This is a genomic window from Undibacterium sp. GW821-FHT07F11 (genome assembly GCF_059418665.1).
Window position 1 is genome coordinate 169,021 of the sequence record NZ_JBWKQH010000003.1, and the last position, 24,533, is coordinate 193,553.

At 49.5% G+C, this 24,533-nt stretch carries 19 protein-coding genes; 13 read left to right on the forward strand and 6 right to left on the reverse strand.

The annotated features are described in order from the left end of the window. Positions 1-37 precede the first annotated feature (37 nt). The 9 genes from AC07OI_RS08175 to AC07OI_RS08215 all read left to right on the forward strand — a co-directional run bounded on the left by AC07OI_RS08175 (position 38) and on the right by AC07OI_RS08215 (position 8,986). Positions 38-556 carry an OmpH/Skp family outer membrane protein gene (locus AC07OI_RS08175; protein WP_492704327.1) on the forward strand — a complete coding sequence of 173 codons (519 nt, stop codon included), beginning with the start codon at positions 38-40 and terminating at the stop codon, positions 554-556. A gap of 5 nt (positions 557-561) precedes the next feature. Then, the gene (gene lpxD / locus AC07OI_RS08180; RefSeq protein WP_495256862.1) at positions 562-1,623 is read left to right on the forward strand and encodes a UDP-3-O-(3-hydroxymyristoyl)glucosamine N-acyltransferase; all 1,062 of its coding nucleotides are present in this window, start codon (positions 562-564) and stop codon (positions 1,621-1,623) included. Further along, positions 1,616-2,077, forward strand: a complete 462-nt coding sequence (fabZ, locus tag AC07OI_RS08185; RefSeq protein WP_422949882.1) for a 3-hydroxyacyl-ACP dehydratase FabZ — start codon at positions 1,616-1,618, stop codon at positions 2,075-2,077. The genes lpxD and fabZ overlap by 8 nt, the downstream gene beginning before the upstream one ends. A gap of 3 nt (positions 2,078-2,080) precedes the next feature. Beyond that, the gene (lpxA, locus tag AC07OI_RS08190) at positions 2,081-2,869 is read left to right on the forward strand and encodes an acyl-ACP--UDP-N-acetylglucosamine O-acyltransferase (RefSeq protein ID WP_492704329.1); all 789 of its coding nucleotides are present in this window, start codon (positions 2,081-2,083) and stop codon (positions 2,867-2,869) included. A 6-nt stretch (positions 2,870-2,875) separates the two neighbouring features. After that, positions 2,876-4,036 (forward strand): lipid-A-disaccharide synthase, encoded by a 1,161-nt coding sequence (gene lpxB, locus AC07OI_RS08195; protein ID WP_492704330.1) that lies wholly within the window; start codon positions 2,876-2,878, stop codon positions 4,034-4,036. Positions 4,037-4,094: 58 nt separating this feature from the next. Next, a complete protein-coding gene (locus AC07OI_RS08200) occupies positions 4,095-4,874 on the forward strand; it encodes a TatD family hydrolase (RefSeq protein ID WP_492704331.1) in 780 nt (259 codons plus the stop codon). A 20-nt stretch (positions 4,875-4,894) separates the two neighbouring features. Then, entirely contained in the window at positions 4,895-5,569 is a 675-nt protein-coding gene (locus AC07OI_RS08205; RefSeq protein WP_495256863.1) for an ankyrin repeat domain-containing protein, read from the forward strand. A gap of 348 nt (positions 5,570-5,917) precedes the next feature. Continuing rightward, positions 5,918-7,642: an ABC transporter permease gene (locus AC07OI_RS08210; RefSeq protein ID WP_495256864.1), complete on the forward strand. Its 1,725-nt coding sequence runs from the start codon at positions 5,918-5,920 to the stop codon at positions 7,640-7,642. A 42-nt stretch (positions 7,643-7,684) separates the two neighbouring features. Further along, on the forward strand, positions 7,685-8,986 hold the full coding sequence (locus AC07OI_RS08215) for an ABC transporter ATP-binding protein (RefSeq protein ID WP_495256865.1): 1,302 nt from the start codon (positions 7,685-7,687) through the stop codon (positions 8,984-8,986). Between the two features lie 23 nt (positions 8,987-9,009). On the opposite strand, the gene AC07OI_RS08220 is transcribed toward AC07OI_RS08215, so the two are convergent. Genes AC07OI_RS08220 through imuA form a run of 3 tightly spaced genes read right to left on the reverse strand, consistent with a single transcriptional unit; the run spans position 9,010 to position 14,377 of the window. Continuing rightward, a complete protein-coding gene (locus AC07OI_RS08220) occupies positions 9,010-12,174 on the reverse strand; it encodes an error-prone DNA polymerase (RefSeq protein ID WP_495256866.1) in 3,165 nt (1,054 codons plus the stop codon). A gap of 18 nt (positions 12,175-12,192) precedes the next feature. Beyond that, the gene (locus AC07OI_RS08225; RefSeq protein WP_492704336.1) at positions 12,193-13,704 is read right to left on the reverse strand and encodes a Y-family DNA polymerase; all 1,512 of its coding nucleotides are present in this window, start codon (positions 13,702-13,704) and stop codon (positions 12,193-12,195) included. Further along, positions 13,649-14,377, reverse strand: coding sequence for a translesion DNA synthesis-associated protein ImuA (imuA, locus tag AC07OI_RS08230; RefSeq protein ID WP_495256867.1), 729 nt, complete (start codon positions 14,375-14,377; stop codon positions 13,649-13,651). The genes AC07OI_RS08225 and imuA overlap by 56 nt, the downstream gene beginning before the upstream one ends. 250 nt (positions 14,378-14,627) lie before the next feature. On the opposite strand from imuA, the gene AC07OI_RS08235 reads away from it, so the two are divergent. Next, positions 14,628-14,855 (forward strand): hypothetical protein, encoded by a 228-nt coding sequence (locus AC07OI_RS08235; RefSeq protein ID WP_186951405.1) that lies wholly within the window; start codon positions 14,628-14,630, stop codon positions 14,853-14,855. A 177-nt stretch (positions 14,856-15,032) separates the two neighbouring features. Here AC07OI_RS08235 and AC07OI_RS08240 read toward each other — a convergent pair whose 3' ends face one another. Continuing rightward, entirely contained in the window at positions 15,033-15,521 is a 489-nt protein-coding gene (locus tag AC07OI_RS08240; RefSeq protein ID WP_492704338.1) for a nuclear transport factor 2 family protein, read from the reverse strand. A gap of 65 nt (positions 15,522-15,586) precedes the next feature. Between AC07OI_RS08240 and AC07OI_RS08245 the strand changes: the two genes are divergently transcribed. Next, a complete protein-coding gene (locus AC07OI_RS08245) occupies positions 15,587-16,105 on the forward strand; it encodes a winged helix-turn-helix transcriptional regulator (RefSeq protein WP_492704339.1) in 519 nt (172 codons plus the stop codon). Between the two features lie 43 nt (positions 16,106-16,148). Here the strand turns inward: AC07OI_RS08245 and AC07OI_RS08250 are convergent, their stop codons facing one another. Beyond that, a complete protein-coding gene (locus AC07OI_RS08250) occupies positions 16,149-17,405 on the reverse strand; it encodes an AI-2E family transporter (protein ID WP_492704340.1) in 1,257 nt (418 codons plus the stop codon). A gap of 239 nt (positions 17,406-17,644) precedes the next feature. Further along, positions 17,645-21,694, reverse strand: a complete 4,050-nt coding sequence (locus AC07OI_RS08255; RefSeq protein WP_495256868.1) for a Pls/PosA family non-ribosomal peptide synthetase — start codon at positions 21,692-21,694, stop codon at positions 17,645-17,647. A 411-nt stretch (positions 21,695-22,105) separates the two neighbouring features. Here AC07OI_RS08255 and AC07OI_RS08260 point away from each other — a divergent pair, with 411 nt between their 5' ends. Together AC07OI_RS08260 and AC07OI_RS08265 are read left to right on the forward strand one after the other, a co-directional pair. Next, complete coding sequence (locus AC07OI_RS08260) at positions 22,106-23,128, forward strand: phospholipase (RefSeq protein ID WP_495256869.1); 1,023 nt, start codon at positions 22,106-22,108, stop codon at positions 23,126-23,128. 89 nt (positions 23,129-23,217) lie between these two features. After that, positions 23,218-24,528 carry a peptidylprolyl isomerase gene (locus AC07OI_RS08265; protein WP_495256870.1) on the forward strand — a complete coding sequence of 437 codons (1,311 nt, stop codon included), beginning with the start codon at positions 23,218-23,220 and terminating at the stop codon, positions 24,526-24,528. Positions 24,529-24,533 lie beyond the last annotated feature (5 nt).

The window sequence follows — 24,533 nt, forward strand, 5'->3', positions numbered from 1 at the left end:
GCTGTGTTTTGTTTTAGTACGTGTTACGGAGATTATTTTGAGTCAACATACTACCCCGACCAAATTGTTGCAACGCTTGATGGTTTGTGCGGCTTGCGTTTTCAGCGTTGCTCAAGCTCAGGCGCAGGACACCAAAATAGCCATCTTTGATTCTCAAAGGGTGATGCGTGAATCCGTGCCTGCAAAAGCGGCAGAAGCCAAGCTGAAAGTCGAATTTCAAAAACGTGGCGAAGAACTGGAAAGCCTGGCAAAAAAATTGAAGGCGACTGCTGAAAAGTATGAAAAAGATGCGCCTTTATTGTCAGAAGCTGACCGTGTGGTTCGCCAGCGTGAAATTACCGAACTGGACCAGACTTTCAAACGCAAGCAGCGTTCTTACAATGAAGATGTGAATCAGCGTCAGAACGAAGAGATCGCGTCTTTGGTAGAACGTGCGCAAAAAGTGATCAAGCAAATTGCAGAAGTTGAAAAAATTGATCTGGTCTTGCAAGATTCTGTCTATCACAGCGCCCGTATCGACATCACTGACAAAGTTCTCAAAGCACTCTCCAAATAATTCCTATGACCGCAAGCATTCGGCTGGGTGAATTGGTCGATCGCTTCGGTGGTCAATTGACTGGTTCACCTGATATTACTGTTACTGGCATTGCTCCTCTGAGTGAAGCCAGTGAACAGCATGTTACCTTTTTATCCAATCCCAAATTACGTCATCAAGCCGCCGCTACACAAGCCGCAGCATTGATATTGACGCAGGCTGATTTTGAGCAAATTGGCAAAGACTATGCCGGCATTTGCCTGATAGTCCCGCAGCCCTATGTGTACTTTGCCCGCGCGGCGCAATATTTTGCTTCGCTTAATGCGATACCTGCAACAGTAGGTGTGCATCCCGCTGCCTGGGTCAGTCCGCTGGCAATCGTGGCAGCAACTGCCAGCATAGGTGCCAATGTCAGTATCGATGCTGAAGCCGTAATTGGCGAGCATGTCGTCATCAAACCGGGCGCCGTAATAGGTCGTGGCGTGGTGATAGGTGACAACAGCCTGATCCATGCGAATGTCAGTATTTATGACTATTGTGTTCTGGGGCAGCGTTGCATCATCCATTCTGGCGCAGTGATAGGTGCAGACGGTTTTGGCTTTGCCAATGAAAAAGGCCAATGGATAAAAATCCCGCAAACGGGCAGGGTGCTGATTGGTGACGATGTAGAAATCGGCGCAAACACCAGCATAGACCGTGGCGCCTTGGCCGACACCATCATAGAAGAAGGTGTAAAGCTGGATAACCAGATACAGATCGGCCATAACTGTCACATAGGCGCGCATACTGCGATGGCTGGCTGCGTGGGCGTGGCAGGTAGTGCCAAGATAGGTAAATATTGCACATTTGGTGGCGCGGCCATGGTGCTGGGACACCTGACCATCGTCGACAATGTGCATATTTCTTCTGCCAGCATGGTATCGCGCTCCATCCTGGAACCTGGTCAATATACAGGCTTCTACCCCTTGGCAAAGAATGCCGACTGGGAAAAAACTGCTGCCATCGTACGCAATTTGTCGGGTATGCGTGAAAAAATGCGTTATCTCGAAAAAACAATGAAAACACTGACTGAAAAAGATCATGAATAGCCTGGACATTAATCAAATCAAAGAATACCTGCCCCACCGTTATCCTATGTTGCTGGTAGATCGCGTACTGAGCTGGGAAAATGGGAAAACCATTACCGCCATCAAGAATGTCACGGCAAACGAAGAGTTCTTTAATGGACACTTCCCGAACAAACCTGTCATGCCTGGCGTATTGATGATAGAAGCGATGGCGCAGACTGCTGCCATCCTCTCATTCCTGACCATGGGCCAAAAACCTGATGAAAACACCATCGTGTATTTCCTCGGCATTGATGGCGCACGTTTCAAGCGTCCAGTTGAGCCTGGTGACCAGTTGAAGATGGAAGTTGAAATCATCAAGGTCGCACGCGGTATCTGGAAATACAAGGCCAGGGCAACAGTCGATGGTCAATTGGCGGTAGAAGGCGAATTGATGTGCACCATGCGTACGAAAGATGAAGCCAAGGAGGGCTAGATAATGCATATCCACCCAAGCGCGCTGATTGACCCCAAAGCCAAGCTGGATAGCACGGTTGAAGTGGGTGCATATTCCATTATCGGCCCCAATGTGACGATAGCGGCAGGTACCAGGATAGGCCCGCATGTCGTCATTGAAGGACATACGACGATAGGTCGTAATAATACTTTTTACCAGTTCTCATCCATAGGCGCCGCACCGCAAGACAAAAAATATGCGGGTGAACCTACGCGCCTTGAAATTGGTGACAATAACGTCATTCGTGAATTTTGCACCTTCAATCTGGGTACGGTTCAGGATAATGGCGTAACCCGCCTGGGTAACGACAACTGGATTATGGCTTATGTGCATCTGGCACATGACTGCCAGGTTGGTAATAACGTCATATTCGCCAATAATGCCGCTTTGGCGGGTCATGTACACGTAGGTGACTGGGTGATACTGGGTGGTTTTACCAATGTGCACCAGTTTTGCAAGATAGGTGCACACGCGATGTGCGGCATGGGTACCTCCTTGCTGCAGGACGTGCCGCCGTTCGTCATGTTGAATGGCAATCCGGCAGCAGCGCATGGCATTAATGTTGAAGGTTTGAAGCGTCGAGGCTTTAGCCGCGAACAAATCTCAGCCATACGTCAAACTTATAAGCTGATCTATAAATCCGGTTTGACCCTGGAAGAAGCCAAAGCAGCGATAGATGAACAGATTGCTGAACTGGAAGCAGATGCGGCACTTCACGTGCAATCCATGCGTCATTTCCTGGACGCTGCAACACGCGGCATCGTTCGTTAAGCTGCTGTGACAACTCAAGCTAATCGCCCCATCATTGCCATGGTTGCCGGAGAAACCTCAGGCGACATGCTAGCCAACCGTCTCTTGTCCGGCTTGCGCCCGGCCTTGCCTGATGCCCATATGCACGGCATAGGTGGCCCACGCATGGCTGAACATGGCTTTATTAACGACTGGCCCATGGAAAAACTGTCCGTGCGCGGTTTGTTTGAAGTGCTGGCGCATTATCGTGAAATCAGCGGCATACGCAAGCAATTGCGCGAACAGTTATTGCTGGAAAAACCGGATGTTTTCATCGGTGTCGATGCACCAGACTTTAATCTGGATCTGGAAATCCAGTTGAAGCGTGCCGGCATTCCCACCATGCACTATATCAGTCCATCGATCTGGGCCTGGCGTGGTGGCCGCATCAAAAAGATAGCTGAAGCTGTATCCCATATGTTGGTGGTGTTTCCCTTTGAAGAAGAGATATACCGCAATGCTGGTATACCTGTGACTTATGTGGGTCATCCGCTGGCACAAGTCATTCCCATGGAAACGGACATGGCTGCAGCCAGGGACGAACTGGGCCTCGACAAGAATGCCAGAGTTGTCACGATCTTGCCGGGCAGTCGTATGTCCGAGATCAAATACAATACGGAAGCCTTTATCCAGACGGCCAAAATACTGTGCCAGCGTGACCCACATTTGCAAATCGTCGTGCCTATGGCTGGCGAAAAACAGCGCAGTTATTACATCAAGCTGGTGGTCGAGGCTAAACTCGATAATGTACCTGTGCTACTGATTGATGGCCGTTCGCATACTGCCATTGCAGCCGCAGATGCAGTACTGGTCGCATCAGGGACTGCGTCACTGGAAGTGGCTTTATTCAAAAAGCCTATGGTGATTGCCTACAAGATGATGGAAGCCTCATGGCAAATATTGCGCCATATGGGTTACCAGCCCTGGATAGGTTTGCCGAATATACTGGCGCGTGAATTCCTGGTGCCAGAATTTTTGCAATCTGCCGCCAGGCCAGATGTGATGGCAGATGCCCTGTGGCAGCAGTTAAGTGACGAAGCCTTGCAGGAACGCCTTAAACAGCGTTTCATCGATATGCATCACTCCCTCTTGCGCGACACTGCCAACGTCTCGGCGCAAGCCGTATTACAATTGATTTCAGCAAAATGAGGTTTGACCTCAGTTTGCTGACTGATCATGGCATCAAATTTCCTTAAGAGTAGCAAGCATGTACGTTGACTCCCATTGTCATATCAATTTCCCCGAACTGGCTGAGCGTTTACCTGAGATATTGAGCAAGATGCAGGAAAATGGGGTGACCCATGCGCTATGCGTCTCGGTTGATTTGCCCGATTTTCCACAAGTACTGGCATTGGCGGAACAGTATCCGCACATCTATGCATCCGTAGGCGTACATCCTGACTATGAAGAAACAGAAGAACCGACAGCAGAGCAATTGGTCAAGCTGTCGGATCACGACAAAATCATTGCCATCGGTGAAACCGGTCTCGATTATTTCAGATTGAAGGGTGATCTGGAGTGGCAGCGTGAGCGTTTCAGGCAGCATATCCGTGCGTCTCGCATTTGCCGCAAACCATTGATCATACATACCCGGGCAGCAGCGGAAGATACCATACGCATCATGAAAGAAGAGGGCGCAGGTACAGCGCAGGGTGGTGTGGCCGGTGTCATGCATTGCTTTACCGAGTCGCTGGAAGTTGCGCAAGCGGCAGTGGATCTGGGGTTTTATATTTCCTTCTCTGGCATCCTCACCTTCAAAAGTGCCAAAGATTTGCAGGCAGTGGCAAAAGCCTTGCCGCTGGACCGTATTTTGATAGAAACTGATTCACCTTATCTGGCACCAGCGCCACATCGTGGCAAGATGAACGAACCTGGTTTTGTGCGACATGTGGGTGAATTTTTGGCAGATTTAAAAGGTATCTCTGTCAAAGAAGTGCAAGAGACTACGACCAGAAATTTCTTCCAATTGTTTCAATTTGCCCATTAAGGTCTGATATGCAAACAGCCTTGTCATCTGCATTCTTCTCATCAAGAAAATTTCATCTGCGTTGCCTGGCTTGTTTATTATTGTGGCTATCTTCTGCCTGTGCATTTGCTGACGACCGGGAAGCTTTGATTTTTGCTGTGCGCTTTGATCAGGTCGATAAGGTCAAAGAGTTATTGCAACGTGGTGTGAGTGTAAATATAACGGAAGCAATTCGTGGTGAAACCTTGTTGATGATTGCTTTGCGTGAAGATTCAAAAAAAGTCTTCCAAACCTTGCTTGATCGTAAAGATATCAAACTTGAAGCCAGAGCCAGTAACGGCGACACCATCTTGATGTTGGCCAGCTATCTTGGTAATTTTCCCTTCGTTAAGGCCGTGGTTGAGCGTGGCGCCGAGATTAATCAAGTCGGCTGGTGTGCCTTGCACTATGCGGCGGCAGGCGGCAACAAGGATATTGTTGCCTTATTGCTGGAAAAATCAGCCTACATAGACGCTGAATCGCCAAACAAAACTACTCCCCTGATGATGGCTGCCCGCTCGGGCAAGCATATTATCGTCAATCTTTTGCTGGAAGAAGGCGCTGATCCCACGTTAAAGAATGACCTGGGTTTAACCGCGCTCGACTTCGCAGTGGAAGTGGAGCAAAGAGAAATTGCTGCCATCCTGAAAGAGCGCATGCAAGCCGTAAAGAAATAAAATTTTGCATCGCAACATCTTGCCTGCAAAACAAAGTCTATGTTAAAGTTCGCGCATCTCATTTTCGGAGCACATCTGTGGACAGTTATAGTTGTCGATTTTCAATCAATATGGCAATGTAAGCACAGATTTTCTCTTGCTACCTTGCCATTTGGCGGGTAGTAGTCTTTCGCAGCGCAAGCTGCTCTCTACTTTTACCCTTGTTTTAAATTTTACGTGGCGCTGATTGCTAGTCAGCAGGCTGGTCTTTTGCCGCGTAGTTTATCTTTGTCCAGACTTCAGTCTGCGACAGGAGGGCTGGTATGTCTCGTTTTTTCTTTCTCACCCTGAGTGAGCTAAGGAGCATTCATGTTTGAATTGTTCCGTTTCCAGGCAATCACTGAGAGCAAAGGTCCAAATCGTTGGGATTGGGCTTTACTCCCGTTAGTACTGGCTATATTGGGTATTTTTGCCTTTGCCGCCATGCAGATGAGCCGTCCTTTCGCCGTGGGCGAGGCACTGCAAATCAGTCTTGATCCTGCCTATCTGCCTTACTATTTATTGCGCACGATTTTGCGCATGTTCACTGCATTAGCCTTTTCATTGATTTTTAGCCTGATATTTGCAGCCATTGCTGCCAAATATCAGGCAGCTGAAAAAGTCATGATACCGGCGCTGGATATCTTGCAATCTGTGCCTATTCTTGGTTTTCAAGCGATTGCGATTGCCCCTTTTATTGCCCTGTTCCCTGGTAATTTACTGGGCGTGGAATGTGCTGCCATTTTTGCGATTTTTACATCCCAGGCATGGAATATGGCATTCAGCCTGTATCAGTCAATACGCAATGTACCGCCTGAATTGAAAGAAGCAGCGCAGATTTTCAGGCTCTCTGGCTGGCAGCGTTTCTGGCGTCTGGAACTGCCATTCGCCATGCCGGGCTTGCTCTGGAATATGATGATGTCCATGTCTGGTGGCTGGTTTTTCCTGGTGGCGGCGGAGGCTATTTCTGTAGCAGGTCAAGATATTAAATTGCCAGGCATAGGCTCCTATATTGCGGTAGCGATTGAAGCCAGGGATGGTATGGCCATCACCTGGGCGATTGCGGCCATGCTCATCGGTATTTTGTTGTATGACCAATTATTTTTCCGCCCGTTACTGGCATGGGCTGACAAGTTCCGCTTTGAAGAAACCCAAGGTGACACAGCACAGCAATCATGGTTGCTGGACTGGATGCGTAACAGCCGTTTGTTCCGTGCCTGGATAACCAGGTTCTGGCTTTTCCTTGGGCGCGGCTTGTCATGGTTTAGTGTGCAAGGTGATGGTACGACTGTGCAGGTAAATCAGCGCTTTACCCATCCGGCCTGGCCTAAAGTCCTGGATACAGTTTTGTTGCTGGCATCTGTTTTTGCCATGTACAGCCTGTTCATTTTCATACACAGTGTGGTGGGCTGGGCTGAAGTGGCGCATGTACTGGGCTTGGGCTTGATTACCCTGGTGCGTGTCATGTTGCTGATTGCCCTGGCTTCCTTGTTCTGGGTGCCGGTGGCAGTCTGGATAGGTTTGCGCCCCCAGTATTCCCAAAAAGTGCAGGCGATGGCGCAATTTCTGGCGGCGTTTCCTGTGAATCTGATGTTTCCCCTGGTGGTATTTGCCATGGTGACATTCAAATTGACGCCGAATATCTGGCTCAGCCCCTTGATGGTGTTTGGCACACAGTGGTACATCCTGTTCAATGTCGTGGCTGGTGCTGCCACTATCCCTAATGAACTGCGGCTCGCTGCAGACAACCTGGGTTTGAAAGGCTGGCTGAAATGGAAACGGGTGTACTTGCCTGCAGTTTTCCCCAGCTATATCACAGGCGCAATCACTGCCAGTGGTGGCTCATGGAATGCGAGTATCGTGGCTGAGTATGTTACCTGGGGTAAAACCACATTGGTGGCTGATGGCTTGGGGAGTTATATCAAGCAAATGACGGAGACTGGGGACTTTCACCGTATCGCTTTAGGCATAGGCGTGATGTGCATATTCGTTATGCTGCTGAACCGTTTTTTATGGCGCAAATTGTATTTGCTGGCCGAAGACCATCTGCGTTGAGCCATAGCGCTTACGCCTGGATCATTCATCAAGGAATTCAAGATGACTCAAAATTTATTACTCGATCTGAATCAGGTCGCAAAATCCTTTAAAGCAGCAGATGGTAAATCGCGCCTGATACTGGACAAGGTTGATTTTCAACTCAAAGATGGCGAAATCGTCGCTTTGCTGGGTAAATCTGGCTCAGGTAAATCTACTTTACTGCGCATCATGGCTGGTTTGATACCGGCTGATGCAGGCAAAGTGGCTTATCGTGACAAGACCATCGGTGGGCCAGTAGCTGGTATAGCCATGGTGTTCCAGTCCTTTGCCTTATTCCCGTGGCTGACTGTGCAACAGAATGTGGAACTGGGGCTCGAAGCTCAGGGTGTGCCAGCAGCAGAGCGGGAGCAAAGAGCCGATGCAGTTCTTGAATTGATAGGCCTGGCTGGTTTTGGTGGCGCCTTGCCACGTGAACTTTCTGGTGGCATGAAACAGCGTGTGGGTATAGCCAGGGCACTGGTTACCAATCCTGATGTGCTGCTCATGGATGAAGCTTTTTCTGCCCTGGATGTGTTGACAGGTGAAACCCTGCGTAATGACATGTTGGAGCTGTGGGAAGATGACCGCATATCCACCAAGGGTATTCTCATCGTTTCTCATAATATTGAAGAAGCCGTCATGATGGCAGACCGCATCATTATTTTATCCAGTGACCCGGGCTCGGTCAGATGCGAAATCAAGATAGACCTGCCCAGGCCGCGTGATGTGGATTCGCTTGAAGTCCGTGCCTTGATTGATGAAGTATATGGCTTGATGACCATGCGCGCGACGCATGAGGCTGCGGCAGATACGCCCAATACGCGCCACCTGGGCTATCGCTTGCCTGAGACGGATGTTAGCCGCATCGAAGGTATTCTCGATTTGTTGGCAGAAGCCCCATTCAATGGCCGTGCCGATTTGCCGCAACTGGCAGAAGAGGCTGAATTGTCGGATGAAGAATTATTCCCGACTTATGAGGCCTTAAGCCTGTTGGGCTTCGCCGTGCTGGAAAAAGGCGACATCATGTTGACGCCGCTGGGTAAAAAATATGTAGAAGTAGAGCAGGCGCAAAAGCAGGAATTGTTTGGCCAGCAATTGCTGACCCATGTTCCATTGGCAGCACATATACGCCGTAATCTGGAATCGGAAGCGAGTGGCAGCCTGTCTGAACAACCGCTGATAGATTTGCTGGAAGAGTTTTTGAAGTCTGACGAAGCAAAACGCGTACTCGAAGTCGCCATAGAATGGGGGCGCTATGGCGAGGTTTATGAATATGATTATCACACCGGTCGCCTGACTTTACCTGACGATAACCAGGAGTAAATATATATATAGGGCAGGGGAGCTTAACAAAAATTCCTGCTGCCCACTTCCAGTTGCCCCAGGAGATGCGACATATCCACCAGGCGTTTGGCGACCAGATGCCTGACTTCGGCTTCGCATTGCCAGATGCCATATACGCCCAGTAGTGGTGCACTCAAGACTTCACTACGCTGTTTTTCCAGCACATTTGGCCAGATAATCACATTCACCGGACCAGTTTCATCTTCTATGGTGATGAAGATGACGCCCTTGGCCGTCTGCGGTCTTTGTCTTACCGTGACCAGGCCACAGCCGCGCGCAAATTGTCCTTGCTGAAATGTATTCAGCATTTCTGCTGGCAAGAAACGTTTGGCCAGCAATTGTGGTCGCAGCAAAGCAAGAGGATGGCGCTGCAGACTGAATCCTGTCGCGTGGTAATCACTATAAATCTCCTGTGCTTCTGAAGGGGCTTTCAGTTGTGGCACCTTCTCCTGTATGCTGGTAACACGCAACAAATCCTTATCTGGCATTGCACCTACTGCCTGCCACAGTGCTTGTCTTCTATGTCCAGCCAATGCCGACAAGGCATTGCCGGCAGCCAGCACATGCAAATCATGCTGGCTTAACTGCGCGCGCTTTGCCAGATCATGCACATCAATAAAAGCCTGCTGCTGGCGCGCGGCCATGATACGTAAGGCGGCATCCTCGGACATGCCATACAACAGGGAGAAGCCCATACGCACGGCAGGTTGCATGGTTTCGGTAAATCTATTGAGTTTCGTCTCTGTCTCAAGTGAAGAGTCCCAGTCACTACAAGTCACATCAATCGCACTGACTTGCACATCATGGCGACGGGCATCCTGTATCAATTGCGAAGGTGAATAAAAACCTAAAGGCTGAGAATTCAATAGCGAGCATAAAAACACCGCAGGCTCATGACGTTTGATCCAGCTACTGAAGTATGCGAGGATGGCGAAGCTGGCTGAATGGCTTTCAGGGAAGCCATAATCACCAAATCCCTTCATTTGCTCATAGATACCTTGTGCAAAATCACGCTCATAACCATTCTTGACCATGCTTTCTACTATCCTGGTTTCATAGCCTTCCAGGCCGCCTTTCCGTTTCCAGGCTGCCATTGCACGGCGCAAACCATCCGCTTCTCCTGCCGTAAAGTCTGCCGCATGCATAGCGATTTGCATGACCTGCTCCTGGAAAATAGGTATCCCTAGAGTGCGTTGCAACGCTGCCCGCATACCCGGGTTTTTGTGCATTTCTACAGGTTGCTTGCCCTGACGTCTTTGTAAATAAGGGTGCACCATACCGCCTTGTATAGGGCCGGGCCGCACAATGGCAATTTGTATCACCAGATCATAGAATTCTCTGGGCCTCAAGCGTAGCAACATGCTCATCTGCGCCCGGGATTCTATCTGGAACACACCTATGGTATCTGCCTTGCAGATCATGTCATAGGTTAGCGAATCTTCTCGTGGCACATCCTGCATGCGCTTAGGTTTGCCTGGCAAGCTTGCCATCAAATCAAAAGCCCGTCGCAATGCCGACAGCATGCCAAGGGCCAGCACATCAACCTTGAGCAGGCCCAGGGATTCAAGATCATCCTTATCCCATTGAATCACATTACGCTTTTCCATCGCTGCATTTTCTATCGGCACCAGCCTGGATAATTTGCCGCGCGCAATGACAAAGCCACCGCTGTGCTGAGATAGATGACGCGGGAAACGCAGTAATTTACCTGTCAACAAGGCCCATTGCTGTGCGATAGGAGAATTGATGTCCAGGCCGCATTCAGTGAATCGCTTGAATAATTCTTGCTTGCTATCAAACCAGCGATGTGATTTTGCCACGGCATCAACAATGGCCAGGTCTACGCCCAGGGCTTTTCCCACATCACGCAAGGCGCCGCGCGGGTGGTAAGTGTGTACAGCAGCAGCTATGGCAGCACGGTCACGTCCATATTTTTCATAAATATACTGCATGACTTCTTCGCGACGCTGATGTTCAAAATCGACATCGATGTCGGGCGGTTCACCTCTCTCCTTGGACAGGAAGCGCTCAAACAACAGGGTATGTGTCTCTGGATTGACTTCGGTAATATGCAGGCAATAACAAACGACAGAATTGGCTGCCGAGCCGCGCCCCTGGCAAAGTATCCTTTTTTCTCTTGCAAACTTAACGATATCGAATACCGTTAAAAAATAAGGCTCATAAGCGAGTTCATTAATCAGAAGTAGTTCATGTTCTATTTTATGTGTGACAGATAAAGGCAAACCTTGCGGATAGCGTAGATCAGCTCCTTTATAGACCTGAAGCTTTAAATAACTGGCAGGCGTATACCCTTTGGGTACCAATTCGTGCGGATACTCATAGCGCAATTCATTCAATGAAAAACTGCACAGCTCTGCGATTTTCACTGTTTCGGCCAGAGTATGCAGCGGATAAATCGTCGCTAACCTTAAACGCGAACGCAGGTGCTGCTCTGCATTCATCGCCAGCGTGTAACCACATTCAGTGATGGGCTGGCACAGGCGTATGGCAGTCATCGTATCCTGCAAGGGCTTGCGAGACCTGACATGCATGGTGACCTGGCCAATTGCAACGACGGGTAATTGCACAATCTCAGCTACCGCATCAACTTGTTGTTTTTGATATTCATCTGCAATTTGCATTAGCAAATTCAAACCTATCCAGGCGCGGTCAGGGAAGTTTTGCTTCAACCATTTCGCTTGTTTCAGTAGTAGTTCACTTTCTGCAGGGTAGATTGGCACCAGTATCAACAGACAATCTGGCAAGCCAGACAAGTGTTCCAAACCTGGCGGTGGCGTGACGAAATCTTTGGGCGTCAATAAGTAACTACCCTTGGTTGCCCGGCATCTGCCAAGAGTGATTATTTCAGATAAATTGCCATAGCCTTCACGATTTTGTGCAAGAGCAATCAGATGCACATTATTTTCAGGTGCTTCTACATCTTCCAGTCTGAAGTGGGCGCCGACGATGAGATGCAAGCCGGTATTTTTTGCTGCTGTATATGCTCTTGCCAAGCCAGCAAAGGAGCATTCATCGGTAATGGCCAGGGCGCGATAATCCAGTTTAATCGCACGCGCCACCAGTTCTTCTGAATGTGATGCGCCATGCAGGAAGCTGAAATTGCTCATGCAAAATAATTCGGCATATTCGGGCAGGAAGGTATTCATGCTGATCTATCCAAAATACTATCCAAAAATGCCGTGCAAGAACCAGACAGGTTCTTCACTGTCGGGATCATTGGCGCGCTCGCGATAAATCCAGTAACGCACATGGCGCTTATCGACAGCGATGTAGTAATCCCGGGTTTGTATCTGCTCATTCCACCAGCCTGCTTCTATACGCTCAGCCGGAGAAACAAGTTTGAGTTCTGAGCCGTAATAAGGGCGATGCTCGTGGATGTCCAGCGCCAGCGGCTGCGGTAGCAACCAGTTAGGGCGCAAGGCATAAGCTGCCAAAGCGTGAGCAGGGCAAGGTGGCGGAGCTTTCTTGATGACAGAAATCCAGTGATTTGCAATATCAGCCCTATGGTCTGCTTGTGGTGCTGGCTGCAAGACATTATCTTCGCCCAGACGGGCGACCAGGAGTTCAAGCAAGCGCTTATGTTCATTTGCTTGTCCACCAGGTTCGGGGAACAAGGTATAGCTTTGTGCTTCGCGCAAGATAGTCTGTTTTACCTCCAGCAGCATGCCGATGACGGCACTATGTAGTTTGAGCTGGCTGAGTTTCTCTTTAAACAAACTCAGCAGATGCGACTCTTGCCAGCATGCTTGTGCCAGTTGCAGGTCAAACATGGTCGGTGGGATGGCCTGACGGCCACGTTCATGCAATAACTCCATGTGTATATGCGTAACTGCCAGTTGCTGTGCTGCCAGCCATCCCAGTAACTGGGCCAGCAGACTGCGGGCAAAAATAAGAAGTGATTCTGCAAGCTCTATACGGTCTGGCAACTCCATTTTGACTTTGAATTCTGGTGCCGCCAGATACCATTCGTGTACTTCGGCTTGCTCACCATAAGCTTGATCCAGCTCTATGAGTAAAGCTTTGCCGCAACGCCTCTGCAGGCCAGGGCGGGGTAATTGCCGCAAATCCCGCAGGCTATAGCAGGCTATGCCCTGCAATAATTCAGTCAAAGGCTCAGCTGCAGTAAGTAACTTGACTGGTAGCCTGTCCAGACGCTGGCTCAATCTTTGCAGTTTAAAAACATGCTGTCCTCTGGGTAGTTTGCGCGATGCCTGCTTGGCCAATAACCACGCAGCCCTGGCAACGGGAGCAATGCCAGTTGTAGCTGTATAGCCCAGAATGCGCATGCTTTCTTGCACGCGTTTACGCAAAGCGCGTATACCACCAAACAGGCTCAGGCTGGCACTGATATCAACCAGTATGCAATCGTCTTCTGCCAGACAGACTTGTGGTGAGTATTGCAGCAGCGCAGTTGCCACTGCCTGCAGCGCCAGCTTTTCTTTATTATGGTCACGCTGATAGTAATCAGCATCGGCAGACAGCATCTGCACACCCCCTGCGCGCATGCCCAGACGTATGCCAGCCTGATCGGCAGATTCAGACATGGATGTCACCCGGCCTTGATGAAGAATCACACTGACTTGCGTCTCTTGCTGAGCAAACAAGGGCGTAACAAACACCTCAAGCTGGAGTAAAGGCAGGTGAACGGCTATCCACAGTGGAGGGCAGGTTGCCATAGTTTGTCGCAAGTTTTTCTTTGCATGGATGAGCATAGGCATACAAATAAGGATGATCAGGGACATGCAATGCCAGCGGCGCATCGCGCTGGCTGCCACGGCGCTTGAGGATGCCTAGTTCCAGACCATATTGGCTGGTTTGCACACTCAATCGCAAGGGGGCAGGAGAGGCTTGATGTGCCGCCCGCATGTCACGCATCAAAAAGAATAAAGTCTCCGAGCTTTGTGCTGCCAGATGCAAACGACGCAAAGCTTCACTACGGATGCTGGATGTCCAGAACAACAGCGCGCCACAACTGCTATTGCGCAGCACCTGCTCTGCTGCCCACAGGGCATCTACATGCTTCTGGCAGTGTATCCATATCAACTGCGATGATTGCAAACCTGTGCATGCAAAAGCCAATGCTTGCGGTATATAAGGCGGCGTCAACAAAACAATGGGGCGCCCATCAAGCTGACTTAAGGCAGGCTTAAGCAAGCTGAGTTCGGCAGTGCCAACCTGCGGCAGCAAAATCTCGGTTAATTGCCCTTGCGGCCAGCCATTACCTGGCAATTCGTTATTGAGCTCAGCATAACCACTAGGCAGATAGCCACCCTGACCACGCGCCAGCTGCGATGCACGCCACAATGCAGGGTGTATGCGTTCAGGAGGAAGTGAGGAAACGTGGGCCATATTACATATACTGATTAAATATACAGTATATGTAATATGGCGAAAGACTTCAAAGTTTATTTTATGTGCTGGACTTACGTGACTGGGATAAGAGATTGTGCAGAGAGTGTATGAAGATAAGAAAACCACAGTGCCACACAATACTGATCGCACATACAGTGTTTTATGTTAAAGTTCGCTTCATGGATGAACGCATGGCTGTTTTGATGAACGTTCTTCTATCACATACCAACCGATATGGAGATTGATTATGGCAAACCTCGAACAGTCCTTTGATACACGCTTCAGCCTGCAATTTGCCCCAACATCATTTTTGATGCGTCTGGGGCGCCGTGAAATTTTTGTTTGCCGCGACTTCAGGCAGCGCTCTTATTATGTAAATCCTGTACTCGATTGCAGTACAGGCATACAGGCCGGGCACCTGGAAATACTGATGTTCCGCAAATGGCTGATTATTTTGTCCAAAGCTAATTGGTAGACAATGAGCCATGCTCAAGCGAGCTAGTAAAACCATCTCGCAATTGAACGAATAACTCTTGGTAGCAAATATATCCATCACATTGGACGGACTTGCTTGCTGCAAGCAAGTCCGGTTCTGTGAGGGATAGGGTTTTGGCAAATATGCATTTGAGCACTTGATATCCAAGTGCAAGTTCTAAGCTCGCAGGAAAGGGCCGGGGCCAGGCCAGGACTGATCAGTAATAGGGGATGCCAATGCTTCGTCACATCCCTGTGCGGCACTCCATGCCAGATAACGCCCGCAACGCTGAGTATCCTCCAGTGTATGGATGTAGGTGATCTTTCCCCAGCTCATGCGCATGAATTGCATCACTATATTCTTGTAGGGACCATCTGGCTGGTGCGGCACAATAAAATCCAACACGGCATGGATACGGGTATCCCACGGTGGTCCGATGACAGCAACTTCTTTTACTTCAAAGTGCAAGCCAGGGAACAGGCGGAATAAGCGCTCCCACCACAAAGCCATGGATGCGCGTGAATTACGTAAGCCAGAAATTGGTGAATCTCCTTCAAAGCGATATGCAAAATCAGTGGCCAGACTATCAAGCATCAGACTGACATCGCCTGCGTTGATAGCGGCAAAGGTTTTGCGAAATTTATTCTCAACGATATAAGCATACATGGCTAACTTTCACTGGCATAATGCAAGTAATGTAAACAGTTAACTTGCATCAAGCAAGCTAAATTATGGAGCGAAGCTCTTTTTCTGATTTTTCCTGTTCGATTGCCCGCACGCTGGAAGTCATTGGTGAGTGGTGGTCACTCCTGATTTTGCGCGATCTGTTTCTGGGTTTTGAGCGCTTTGATGATATTCAGCGCAATCTTGGTGTAGCATCCAATATTCTGACAGCCCGACTGAAAAAAATGATGGAGCAGGGCATCGTTGAGCGCAGGACCGATGAACAGGACAAGCGTGTATGGCGGTATAGCCTTACTCAGCAAGGACGGGATTTGTATCCAGTATTACTGGCTCTGACTGCCTGGGGAGATAAATGGCGCACAGCAGAAGGACAGCAGCCTTTACTCGTACGTCATCAACACTGTGGCCATATCACCAGCGCCATACCAGCATGTGCTGTGTGCAAAGAAGAATTGCAGCTTGAAAACATACGATTCGAAGCAGGCCCAGGTGGCAGGGAAACACCAGGTACGGCATTAATGGGGCAAGTGTTGAGCCAGCCCAAATATCCTAAGAAGGGTCAATAAAAATAGTGTGGCATCAAGTCAAGGACGAACAATTTACGCCAGCTTAAGTATTTTCAACCGTATTCTCAGCCGGAACTGAATCTTTCATTGTTTTATCTTCTTCGCTGAGTTTTCTATCGCCAGAAATTTCTAGCGCGATTCCTGCCGCTGCTTCCGCCGGCATGCCATCTGTGCGTCGCAGATATTCAGCCTCGCCGACGATGTCATCCCTTTGTACGGCCAAATCCCTGGGTTGCAAACTTTCACCCGGCAATTCTACTTTCAACTCATCAACCAGCATAAGCAAGGTCGCCGCAACCGGCAACGCGAGCAGTGCACCTCCAATACCATACAGCGAACCACCTGCAATCAATGCGAACAGCACTATGGAAGAGGGCAAACGTAGCGCACGTCCATAGACGACGGGGATTAATATCCGGCTTTCAAATTCCTCATAGCAAAGTAACAGCACGAAAACTACGGTCGCGGCAACACCACCGACAGCCAGGGCAGCCAACACCGCAGGTATCATGGTGAGGAAGATACCAACAAAGGGGAGCACGTCCACGATACCACCAAACGCCGCAATTGCTATTGCATTCGGCACGCCACAGGCAGTAAGCAGAATAAAGAGGAAGACCGTCATCATCGCACAAGTGAGAACCTGCCCACGTACGTAACCACCAACGATGGTTTCAAGATTGAGCATGATGCGTGCCAGCTTGATATGGTGAGCGCGGGGTATGACTGCAAACAATGCGCCGCGCAAGCGGTCGCGGTCTATCATGATGTACAAGGCAAGAAAGAAGGAACCTGCACCATACGCAATAATCTCGAAGAAACCTCTTGAAAAAGCCATTGCTTCGCTACTGTAGGATTTGAAGAGCGCAGCATATTGAATATGGCTCAAGCCGTCCGCCAGAGATTCAGTAACGGGATAAGCAGCGAGAAATTTGATCAGGCGTCCACGCAATTCAGGCTCTTTCTCGACCAGACTAACCACTTGAGCAATAAACGGCGGTACCGTGAAAACGGCTAAGGCGACCAGGACCATCATCAATACAGTGAACACGATCGCTATACTGGTAAAGCGGCGAATTTTATGATGTTCAAGCCAGTCAACCGCCGGATTAAGAGTGCCAACCAGCATCAGTGCAGTGATCAATACAAGAATGACCGGAACCAGTTGCGAGAGTAATGCAAAACCTAACACCACAGCAACGATAGCTACAATGGTAGATTTCGCTAATTCAATGCGAATAGTCTTTTTCGGCATTGGGGTTGTGGTTTTTTGCGCAAATTTTTCTGGGAGTTTTGTCATGTCAGCGCTTATGTTCTGTGCCATTCCTGCACAAGTTCAGTGAATCTGCTTAATGTTTGCTTAAGATCTGCTTCATCATGACAGACTGTCTCGAGGGCATCTGTGCGTTATCCCGCACGTAATTCTTTTATTCGACGACATGGATAACGGGCGGCCATATTAAAATTAGCCGCCCTTATCAACAAACTCTGGTCTGGCTTGCCATCCCGTGGATGAGCAAACCAGTTCATATCAACATATCAAGCGCCTGTCATAGCAGCAGGGCAACCATGCCAACTGGAATTGGCGGGAATATATTCACCCTTCATCACCAGCGTCAATGCACCGAGACTGGCACCATCCGCTACTACGGCACTATACAAAACCGAGCTGCGCGGCCCCATGTACACACGCTCGCCAATACTGACATGATCAATTTTCATGACTCTGTCCTCAAACAAATGTGTTTGCGGGCAGGCTAAGGCATTGATTTCGCTATAGTCGCCGATGCTGACACAGTCAAATTCGGTAATATCTGTCGTATCCATGTACACCCCACGTCCGATTTTGCAACCAAGCAGATTGAATACCAAAGGCAGCCACGGCGTGCCACGCAGATAACGCATGAAATTCGGCACCGCAATACCTTCATACAGATTGGTGATACCCTCTGATATCCAGACAAACGGTGTCCACATGGGGACACTGCTTTTCTTGTAGCGGAAAATCAGTAACCATTTCAACACCAGCACAAAGGCAAAACTCCCTACGCCATACAGCAAACCGGCAACAACCAGGTAATACACAACTTCACTCCAGCGGTCGTCGCCAGCCAAAGGCATCAAGTCCAGAACAATAGTGTAGCCAACAGCAATCACCATCGCATGCGGCGCAATGATACGGAAAGCCTCAATCAAGCCACGTCCCAGACGACGAATTACTGAAGGCCGGAAAGTCAGGTTTTCAGGGAAGCCTTTGGTCTCCTCACGGGCCGGCAAATGGATGGCTGGCGACCCCAGCCAGGTATCGCCCTCATGCATTTGTTCATTATCCGGCGCACTGGAATGTACGCCTATCAATACGTTTTCAGGCAAGATCGTGCCGTCAGGTATATATGCGCCGTTACCAACAAAGCTGCGACGCGAAATCACGGTAGGATGCATGCTCATCCAGCCACAATCGATTTGCTCATCACCCAGCAATACTGCATCAGCAATAAAAGTTTCATCGCCTAAGGTCAGCATGTCTGGCACGACGCCCAAAGCGGTTGAAATCTCAGCACCACGTCCTACTTTTGCACCCAACAAACGATACCAGAAGGGGGCATATACCGTTGCATATACCCCATGCAAGACATTCAGGCTGGATTCCTGAATTTGATTGACCAGCCATTTGCCGCAATAAGTATTGCCATGAACTGGGTATTGTCCCTGCTTTAAGGTTGGCAAAATACTCCAGCGTATGCCGGCAGACAGCAGGGCAGTGCACACAATTAACACCGCAGTAGCAGGAAAAGCCAGCAAGAAATATTTTACTAGCTGAAAAGCCACTGAATTGCTTTGCAGACCAGGGAAGAGTTCGGAGTTGTCAAACCAGTCTATCGTCACAAAACTGGGGAAAACCGGCATGAAAAACAGAGCGCTGATCAAGAGTGAGCCAAACACAAAAAACACAGTTTCACCAATCAGACGCAAGCGCGTAGCCTGTGGCCTTGGAGGGAAAATCGAGGCGTCAAACGCGCCCACATCCCTGGCTGGGGAACCTTTCCAGATTCTGGATTTTGGTATCCGCTGTCCCTCACTCAGTGCAGATTGTCCATCAAGATGGCCACCAGCTTCTATGTGTACATTACCTTCCAGCACAGCATATGACCCAGCATACGCATCGTCTTCCAGCGTGATGGTTCCCAGGATTAACTCGCCATGCTGCACCCTGGCATTTTCAAAATTACTGGCATTGCCTATGCTGCAACGATCGCCTATGCACAACAAATCTGGCACACGCAAAGTCATTGAACCTATTACTACATCAGAACCTATTTTTGCACCCAGTGCACGCAACCACCATGTGTATAAGGAAGAACCGCTCAGCATATAGGCAGGGGCTGCCTCAACCAGTCTGTCAGCCAGCCACCAGCGATAATAAGTCCATCCCCACAAGGGGTAGCGCCCGGGCTTCAGGCGCCCGACAATCAGCCATTTGCCTATGATGGCGACAGCAAATTCGATCAGCGTCAATAATAAGAAAACACCAACGGACAAGAAAATTGCCCTCGCAATCGAGTCTCCAGGATCGCCCGTGAAGAAGTGATAAGCGAAGAAAGGTGCCAGCCATTGCACCATGCGCATGGCCACCAGCCAGGGTATGGCCGCTGCCTGTCCCAGACCGCAAAGCCAGCGCTTCCAATCGGGGGCAGCTACCCATTGTGCCTTGTTGCTTTCGGCAGTGGCATCCTGGGTTTGTCCCGTAGATTCAAGAACATCCAGCATCTTTGCAATGATGCGATGTGCATAAATGTCACTGATCCTGAAATAGGCAAAGCGAGGGTGTTTGCGCAAAATCGACACCAGCTTTGCTGCCATTAAAGAATGGCCACCCAGATCTGTAAAAAAATCTGATGCACGCTGTATTGCCTGCCCAGGAAACAGACTGGCCAAAGCGTCAAACAGCACGACCTCCGTTTCGGTTTGCGGAACATCAGAATCGTTATTCGCCGCCTGTTTGGCCAACTCGATTTTCTTGAGCGTGTTGCGGTCAATCTTGCCCGAAGTCAGCCTTGGCATTTCAGCCAGGTATTCAAACCTGGCAGGCACCATATAAACTGGCAAAACCCGGCTCAATTCTGCACGCAAGATAGCGGCATGCTGTGCAAAAGCGCTGGCTTCAGAATTTGCAGGCAATTGATCGTTGACCATAAAAGCCACAATCTGATCAATCTCTTCGTCCTTACGCAAGACAACGGCAACTGCACCAACACCAGTTTGTTTGGCTAAAACAGACTCAATTTCACCCAACTCAACCCTGAAGCCACGGATTTTCACCTGATCATCAGCCCGCCCCAGACATTGCACACTGCCGTCAGGATTAAAACAGGCCAGGTCACCGGTGCGATACAACCTGACCTCATGCGGATTTCTGGCCCAGGGATTGGGTAAGAATTTTTCAGCAGTTAAATCAGGTCGCCCAAGATAGCCCATCGCGACGCCGGGGCCGGAAATGCAAAGCTCGCCAGTTTCACCTGCCGGCAAGAGGCGCAGACCGTTTTCAACATCGGTCGCAATAACCAGCAAAGAATAATTCGGCAAAGGCCTGCCTATATTGACAGCCTGATCTGGCTGCAATTGCGCCAGGCTGGCCGATACACTGGCTTCCGTCGGCCCATAGGTATTGAACATCTGCCGCCCAGGACGCGACCAGCGCTTGACCAACACCTCGGGGCACATCTCACCGCCCAGATTAATCAGGCGCAGACTATCAACTTCATGGCTGAACAAAGCGAGCAGGGTGGGGACCGCGTGTAAAACGCTGATGCGGTTTTCATTCAAGGCCAGCGGCAAAGCATCTGGATCAGCCGTAATTTCTTTTGGTGCCAGCCACAAAGTTGCGCCAACCAGATAACTGATCCAAATTTCTTCAAATGACATATCAAATGCCAATGAAAATCCCTGGTACACGCGATCATCATATCGTATGCCCAACACATGGTTTTCACTACGTAAAAAATGGCAGATGCTGGTCTGATTCACCAATATGCCCTTGGGCTTGCCTGTAGAGCCTGAGGTATAAATCACATAGGCTGGATCACTGCCTTTGACAACCCCGCGCTTTAATTTGATTTGCCCAACATCAGTTAAAGCTTCTTCAGCCAGCCATTTCTGGCAGCTTAGCCCGGTTAATTGCGGTGCAAAAGCCTGACAACTCAAGATGCCAAAAGCATTTGCATCATTGAGGCAAACAGCTATGCGGTCTATAGGGGTATCAGCATCAAATGGCAGCCAGGCAGCGCCAGATTTGGCAATGGCTGCCTGCATAAGCAGCAAATTAACGCCACGCGGCAGCCATAAGCCAATAATGTGCCCAGGTCGCACACCGGCAGCAATCAAGACAGAGGCAACACGATCTGCATCAGCATTTAACTGGCGATAACTGACAGACTGTTCGCCAGAGATCAGGGCTAGCTTGTCGGGAAAAGCATTCGCGCTTGTCTCCAGCAAATCTGCCAGCACTTCCTCTCGTAAAAAATCAAGCCTTTCCTCACCGTACAAAATTTCTGGGTTTGTTATTGTCTTTGTGCTGCTAAACGATTGCATAAAAAATCTAAAAGAGAAAGGTCACTAAATATAGGCTAAATTTTGGCGACAAAAGCCAAATACTTTCTCATGTTGAGAAATCACAACTAAAACGTCAGTTTACCATTTTGATAAATCCAATTTTGATAAATATGAGTAACGAATTATTTCGTTTCAATTGAATATCTACCCACAAAAAGTGACGCGCTGGTTACCTAAAACTAGAGGTCACATTCTAGAGAAAATAGTAAGCTTTCATTTTCCGTTCATGTTAAAAAGCTAATGCGCTAATATTATTTAATTTCCAATATTTATGCGTGCTTGCGATGGCTTCCCAATTCATTCTGCGTAGACAGATGGGGGCTTGTCGCGGCGATCATTTCAGCAGTCCAAGTTTCGCTCCTTTTTATACTCAAACCTGAAGGACGTTCCATGAAATCTGTTCTCAAACTGGCGGCTGTAGCCACCTTGCTCTGTAGTTTTGCACCTGCACATGCGTTCCTGCAAGAGACCCATCGTCGTATTGCCATCGACGCGGTTAATTTTATGAAAAACAACCCTGACAAGACCAACTATAAAGCGCTGGCAAGCGGCTTGGCACGCGCTGGCATTACCGTAGACCAATTCGCCACAGCGATGGGCCAGGGTGCTTACGATGTAGATGACTTTGCCGATACCTATATTTGCGGCGCTGTTACCGGCGACTGCCAGTTGGCACCAGTCTGGGGTGCAGCACAAAGCATCGTCAAATACACTTCATACTGGCATTTCCAAAACCATACTGCAGGCCCCGATGTGCACGGCAACCCTTTTGGCGGCTATAACTATGCCAAGCTTACCGTGGCTGGCGATGTAGACAATCTGGCGGCATCCTGGCTGGTTGGTGATTATCTTGATGACGGTCCTGGTGGCATGAAGGGCTGGTTTGGCGACGGCAGCAAATACAACACATATGGAGTGACCGAAGCACATTATCGCCTGGGTGGTTATTCCACACCCAGCCAATATGCTGATTTTGAAAAAATCCCCTTCCAGCCCATCGATAATCTGGCGCAATACTGGTTCCAGCAGTTCCTGAGTAGCCCCAGCCTGCAGAGCCTGGGCTTTGTCATGCACTCTACTGATTTGCTGCAGCCCCACCATACCTGGACAACATCAGCCCGTAATCACTCAGGTTGGGAACAATGGGTCAACAGCTATTACGATAGCCAGAGCCTGAATGACCCGGCTTTGGTGGCAGCCGCGATGGCCGATTTCACACCATTGGCACCTAACGCTACCGATATACGTCAATTACTGACACAAGGCGGTACCTATTCTTATCAAAATGGCGGTATCGTTCTCTCATCTACCGACCAGAGTGACCGCGTCCGCACTGGCCGTCTGGTCGTGCCACACGCAATTGCCATGATGGTTCATGTGTTGAACCGTGCCGCCAATCGCCTGAACAGTTGAGGCATATCATGTACAGACAAGGCTACGGCCTGCAACGAAAAATGCGTGTAATAGGCATTGCTGGCTGCCTATCTGTACTGTGTTCAGCAATGTCCACTGCAATGGCTGTGGACATTGCCCCCACTGTGATGGTGATGAATCAGGCCACATCCCAACACGAACTGGCAGCACATCTCAATGGCACTCCTGTCTATAAGCTAACACTGGACGTATTTGCCCACATGGCGCAACTGGATAATCCCAAAAGCAGGCGTGCTGATATCCTCGACAGCATCGTCAGCAATCGCTTGCTTGCGGAAGAAGCCCGTGGCCAGTTTGCCGAAGAGGAACTGCAGTCATCCAGGCGGGTGGCTTTTGAACCCGATGTGACTTTGGATAATCAGTTGAGCGGCTATCTGCGAACCGTTTATCGCAAAGATCTGGAAACAGCTATCAGCAAGCTTGCAGGTGGCAGGCTGGATGCGCTGATTCGTGAGCAAGGCAAGTTGGAGGAAGACGACTTGAACAGCGTTTTCGGTCTCAGAAACAGGCTCATGCTTGACTATAGTCTGAACCTGGCACAGCAGGCTGTTGCTGCCCGTGTCATGGTCTTGCGCTGCAACTTCGCACCAGCTGCCAGTATTAGCCTGCATGACATCTTCCGTCGCCAGAATGTGCAGGGAAGGGTGGAGTTTTTCAACCGTAACCGTGACTTCATTCGTCAGCAGGCGCAACTCTATCTGGCCAATTTGTATGTGCTTGACTGGGCACGTCAGCGCTTTGGTGAGTCGGCACTCAAGGATCTGAGGCGGGCATTGGAAGAAAAAAATGCAGTGCAAGCCATCATGAGCCTGCATGGTATAGGTGCAGATACCGATTCGGAAAGCAGACTCTTAAATCAGCTTGCGGCTGAAGTAAAACCCAAAGAAGTGCAGCTCTACTATCGAACTCACAAGGAAGTGTTCAAGCGTATTACTTCTGTTAAAGCGCGTCATATTCGCCTCGCCAATGAGGTGCTGGCCAGGCAGGTCGCCGACCTGGCACGCCAAGGCACCAATTTCGCTGACCTGGCACGGCAGTATTCCATCGCACCTGATGCACAGCAGGGTGGTGACATGGGCATCATTGTCCATCAAGGAAAATTATCCTGGTTGGCGCAATTGGCCTACATGCAAGAACCCGGCAAGGTATCTCCACCCATACGCGCTGCTGTAGCACCTGACGAAAAAGCCTATTGGGAAATCGTACTGGTGGAAAAACGCAATGAAGGCTATCAGGATCCGGCATCAGAAACCGTACGTTATCAAGCCAGCAGGGCGCTGGCACAGGAAAAAGCCATCCGCCAGCTATCGGCTTTACAGACACAATTGCGGAAGAACGCAAGAATTGAGATCAACCAGGTGGCACTGCTGAATGAATGAGTTAA

Excerpts from the sequence above, each read along its gene's own strand:
- lpxD (WP_495256862.1), top strand. The coding sequence starts at position 562 with ATGACCGCAAGCATTCGGCTGGGTGAATTGGTCGATCGCTTCGGTGGT.
- fabZ (WP_422949882.1), top strand. The coding sequence starts at position 1,616 with ATGAATAGCCTGGACATTAATCAAATCAAAGAATACCTGCCCCACCGT.
- lpxA (WP_492704329.1), top strand. The coding sequence starts at position 2,081 with ATGCATATCCACCCAAGCGCGCTGATTGACCCCAAAGCCAAGCTGGAT.
- AC07OI_RS08200 (WP_492704331.1), top strand. The coding sequence starts at position 4,095 with ATGTACGTTGACTCCCATTGTCATATCAATTTCCCCGAACTGGCTGAG.
- AC07OI_RS08210 (WP_495256864.1), top strand. The coding sequence starts at position 5,918 with ATGTTTGAATTGTTCCGTTTCCAGGCAATCACTGAGAGCAAAGGTCCA.
- AC07OI_RS08215 (WP_495256865.1), top strand. The coding sequence starts at position 7,685 with ATGACTCAAAATTTATTACTCGATCTGAATCAGGTCGCAAAATCCTTT.
- AC07OI_RS08220 (WP_495256866.1), bottom strand. The coding sequence starts at position 12,174 with ATGAATACCTTCCTGCCCGAATATGCCGAATTATTTTGCATGAGCAAT.
- AC07OI_RS08225 (WP_492704336.1), bottom strand. The coding sequence starts at position 13,704 with ATGGCAACCTGCCCTCCACTGTGGATAGCCGTTCACCTGCCTTTACTC.
- imuA (WP_495256867.1), bottom strand. The coding sequence starts at position 14,377 with ATGGCCCACGTTTCCTCACTTCCTCCTGAACGCATACACCCTGCATTG.
- AC07OI_RS08235 (WP_186951405.1), top strand. The coding sequence starts at position 14,628 with ATGGCAAACCTCGAACAGTCCTTTGATACACGCTTCAGCCTGCAATTT.
- AC07OI_RS08240 (WP_492704338.1), bottom strand. The coding sequence starts at position 15,521 with ATGTATGCTTATATCGTTGAGAATAAATTTCGCAAAACCTTTGCCGCT.
- AC07OI_RS08245 (WP_492704339.1), top strand. The coding sequence starts at position 15,587 with ATGGAGCGAAGCTCTTTTTCTGATTTTTCCTGTTCGATTGCCCGCACG.
- AC07OI_RS08250 (WP_492704340.1), bottom strand. The coding sequence starts at position 17,405 with ATGACAAAACTCCCAGAAAAATTTGCGCAAAAAACCACAACCCCAATG.
- AC07OI_RS08255 (WP_495256868.1), bottom strand. The coding sequence starts at position 21,694 with ATGCAATCGTTTAGCAGCACAAAGACAATAACAAACCCAGAAATTTTG.
- AC07OI_RS08260 (WP_495256869.1), top strand. The coding sequence starts at position 22,106 with ATGAAATCTGTTCTCAAACTGGCGGCTGTAGCCACCTTGCTCTGTAGT.
- AC07OI_RS08265 (WP_495256870.1), top strand. The coding sequence starts at position 23,218 with ATGTCCACTGCAATGGCTGTGGACATTGCCCCCACTGTGATGGTGATG.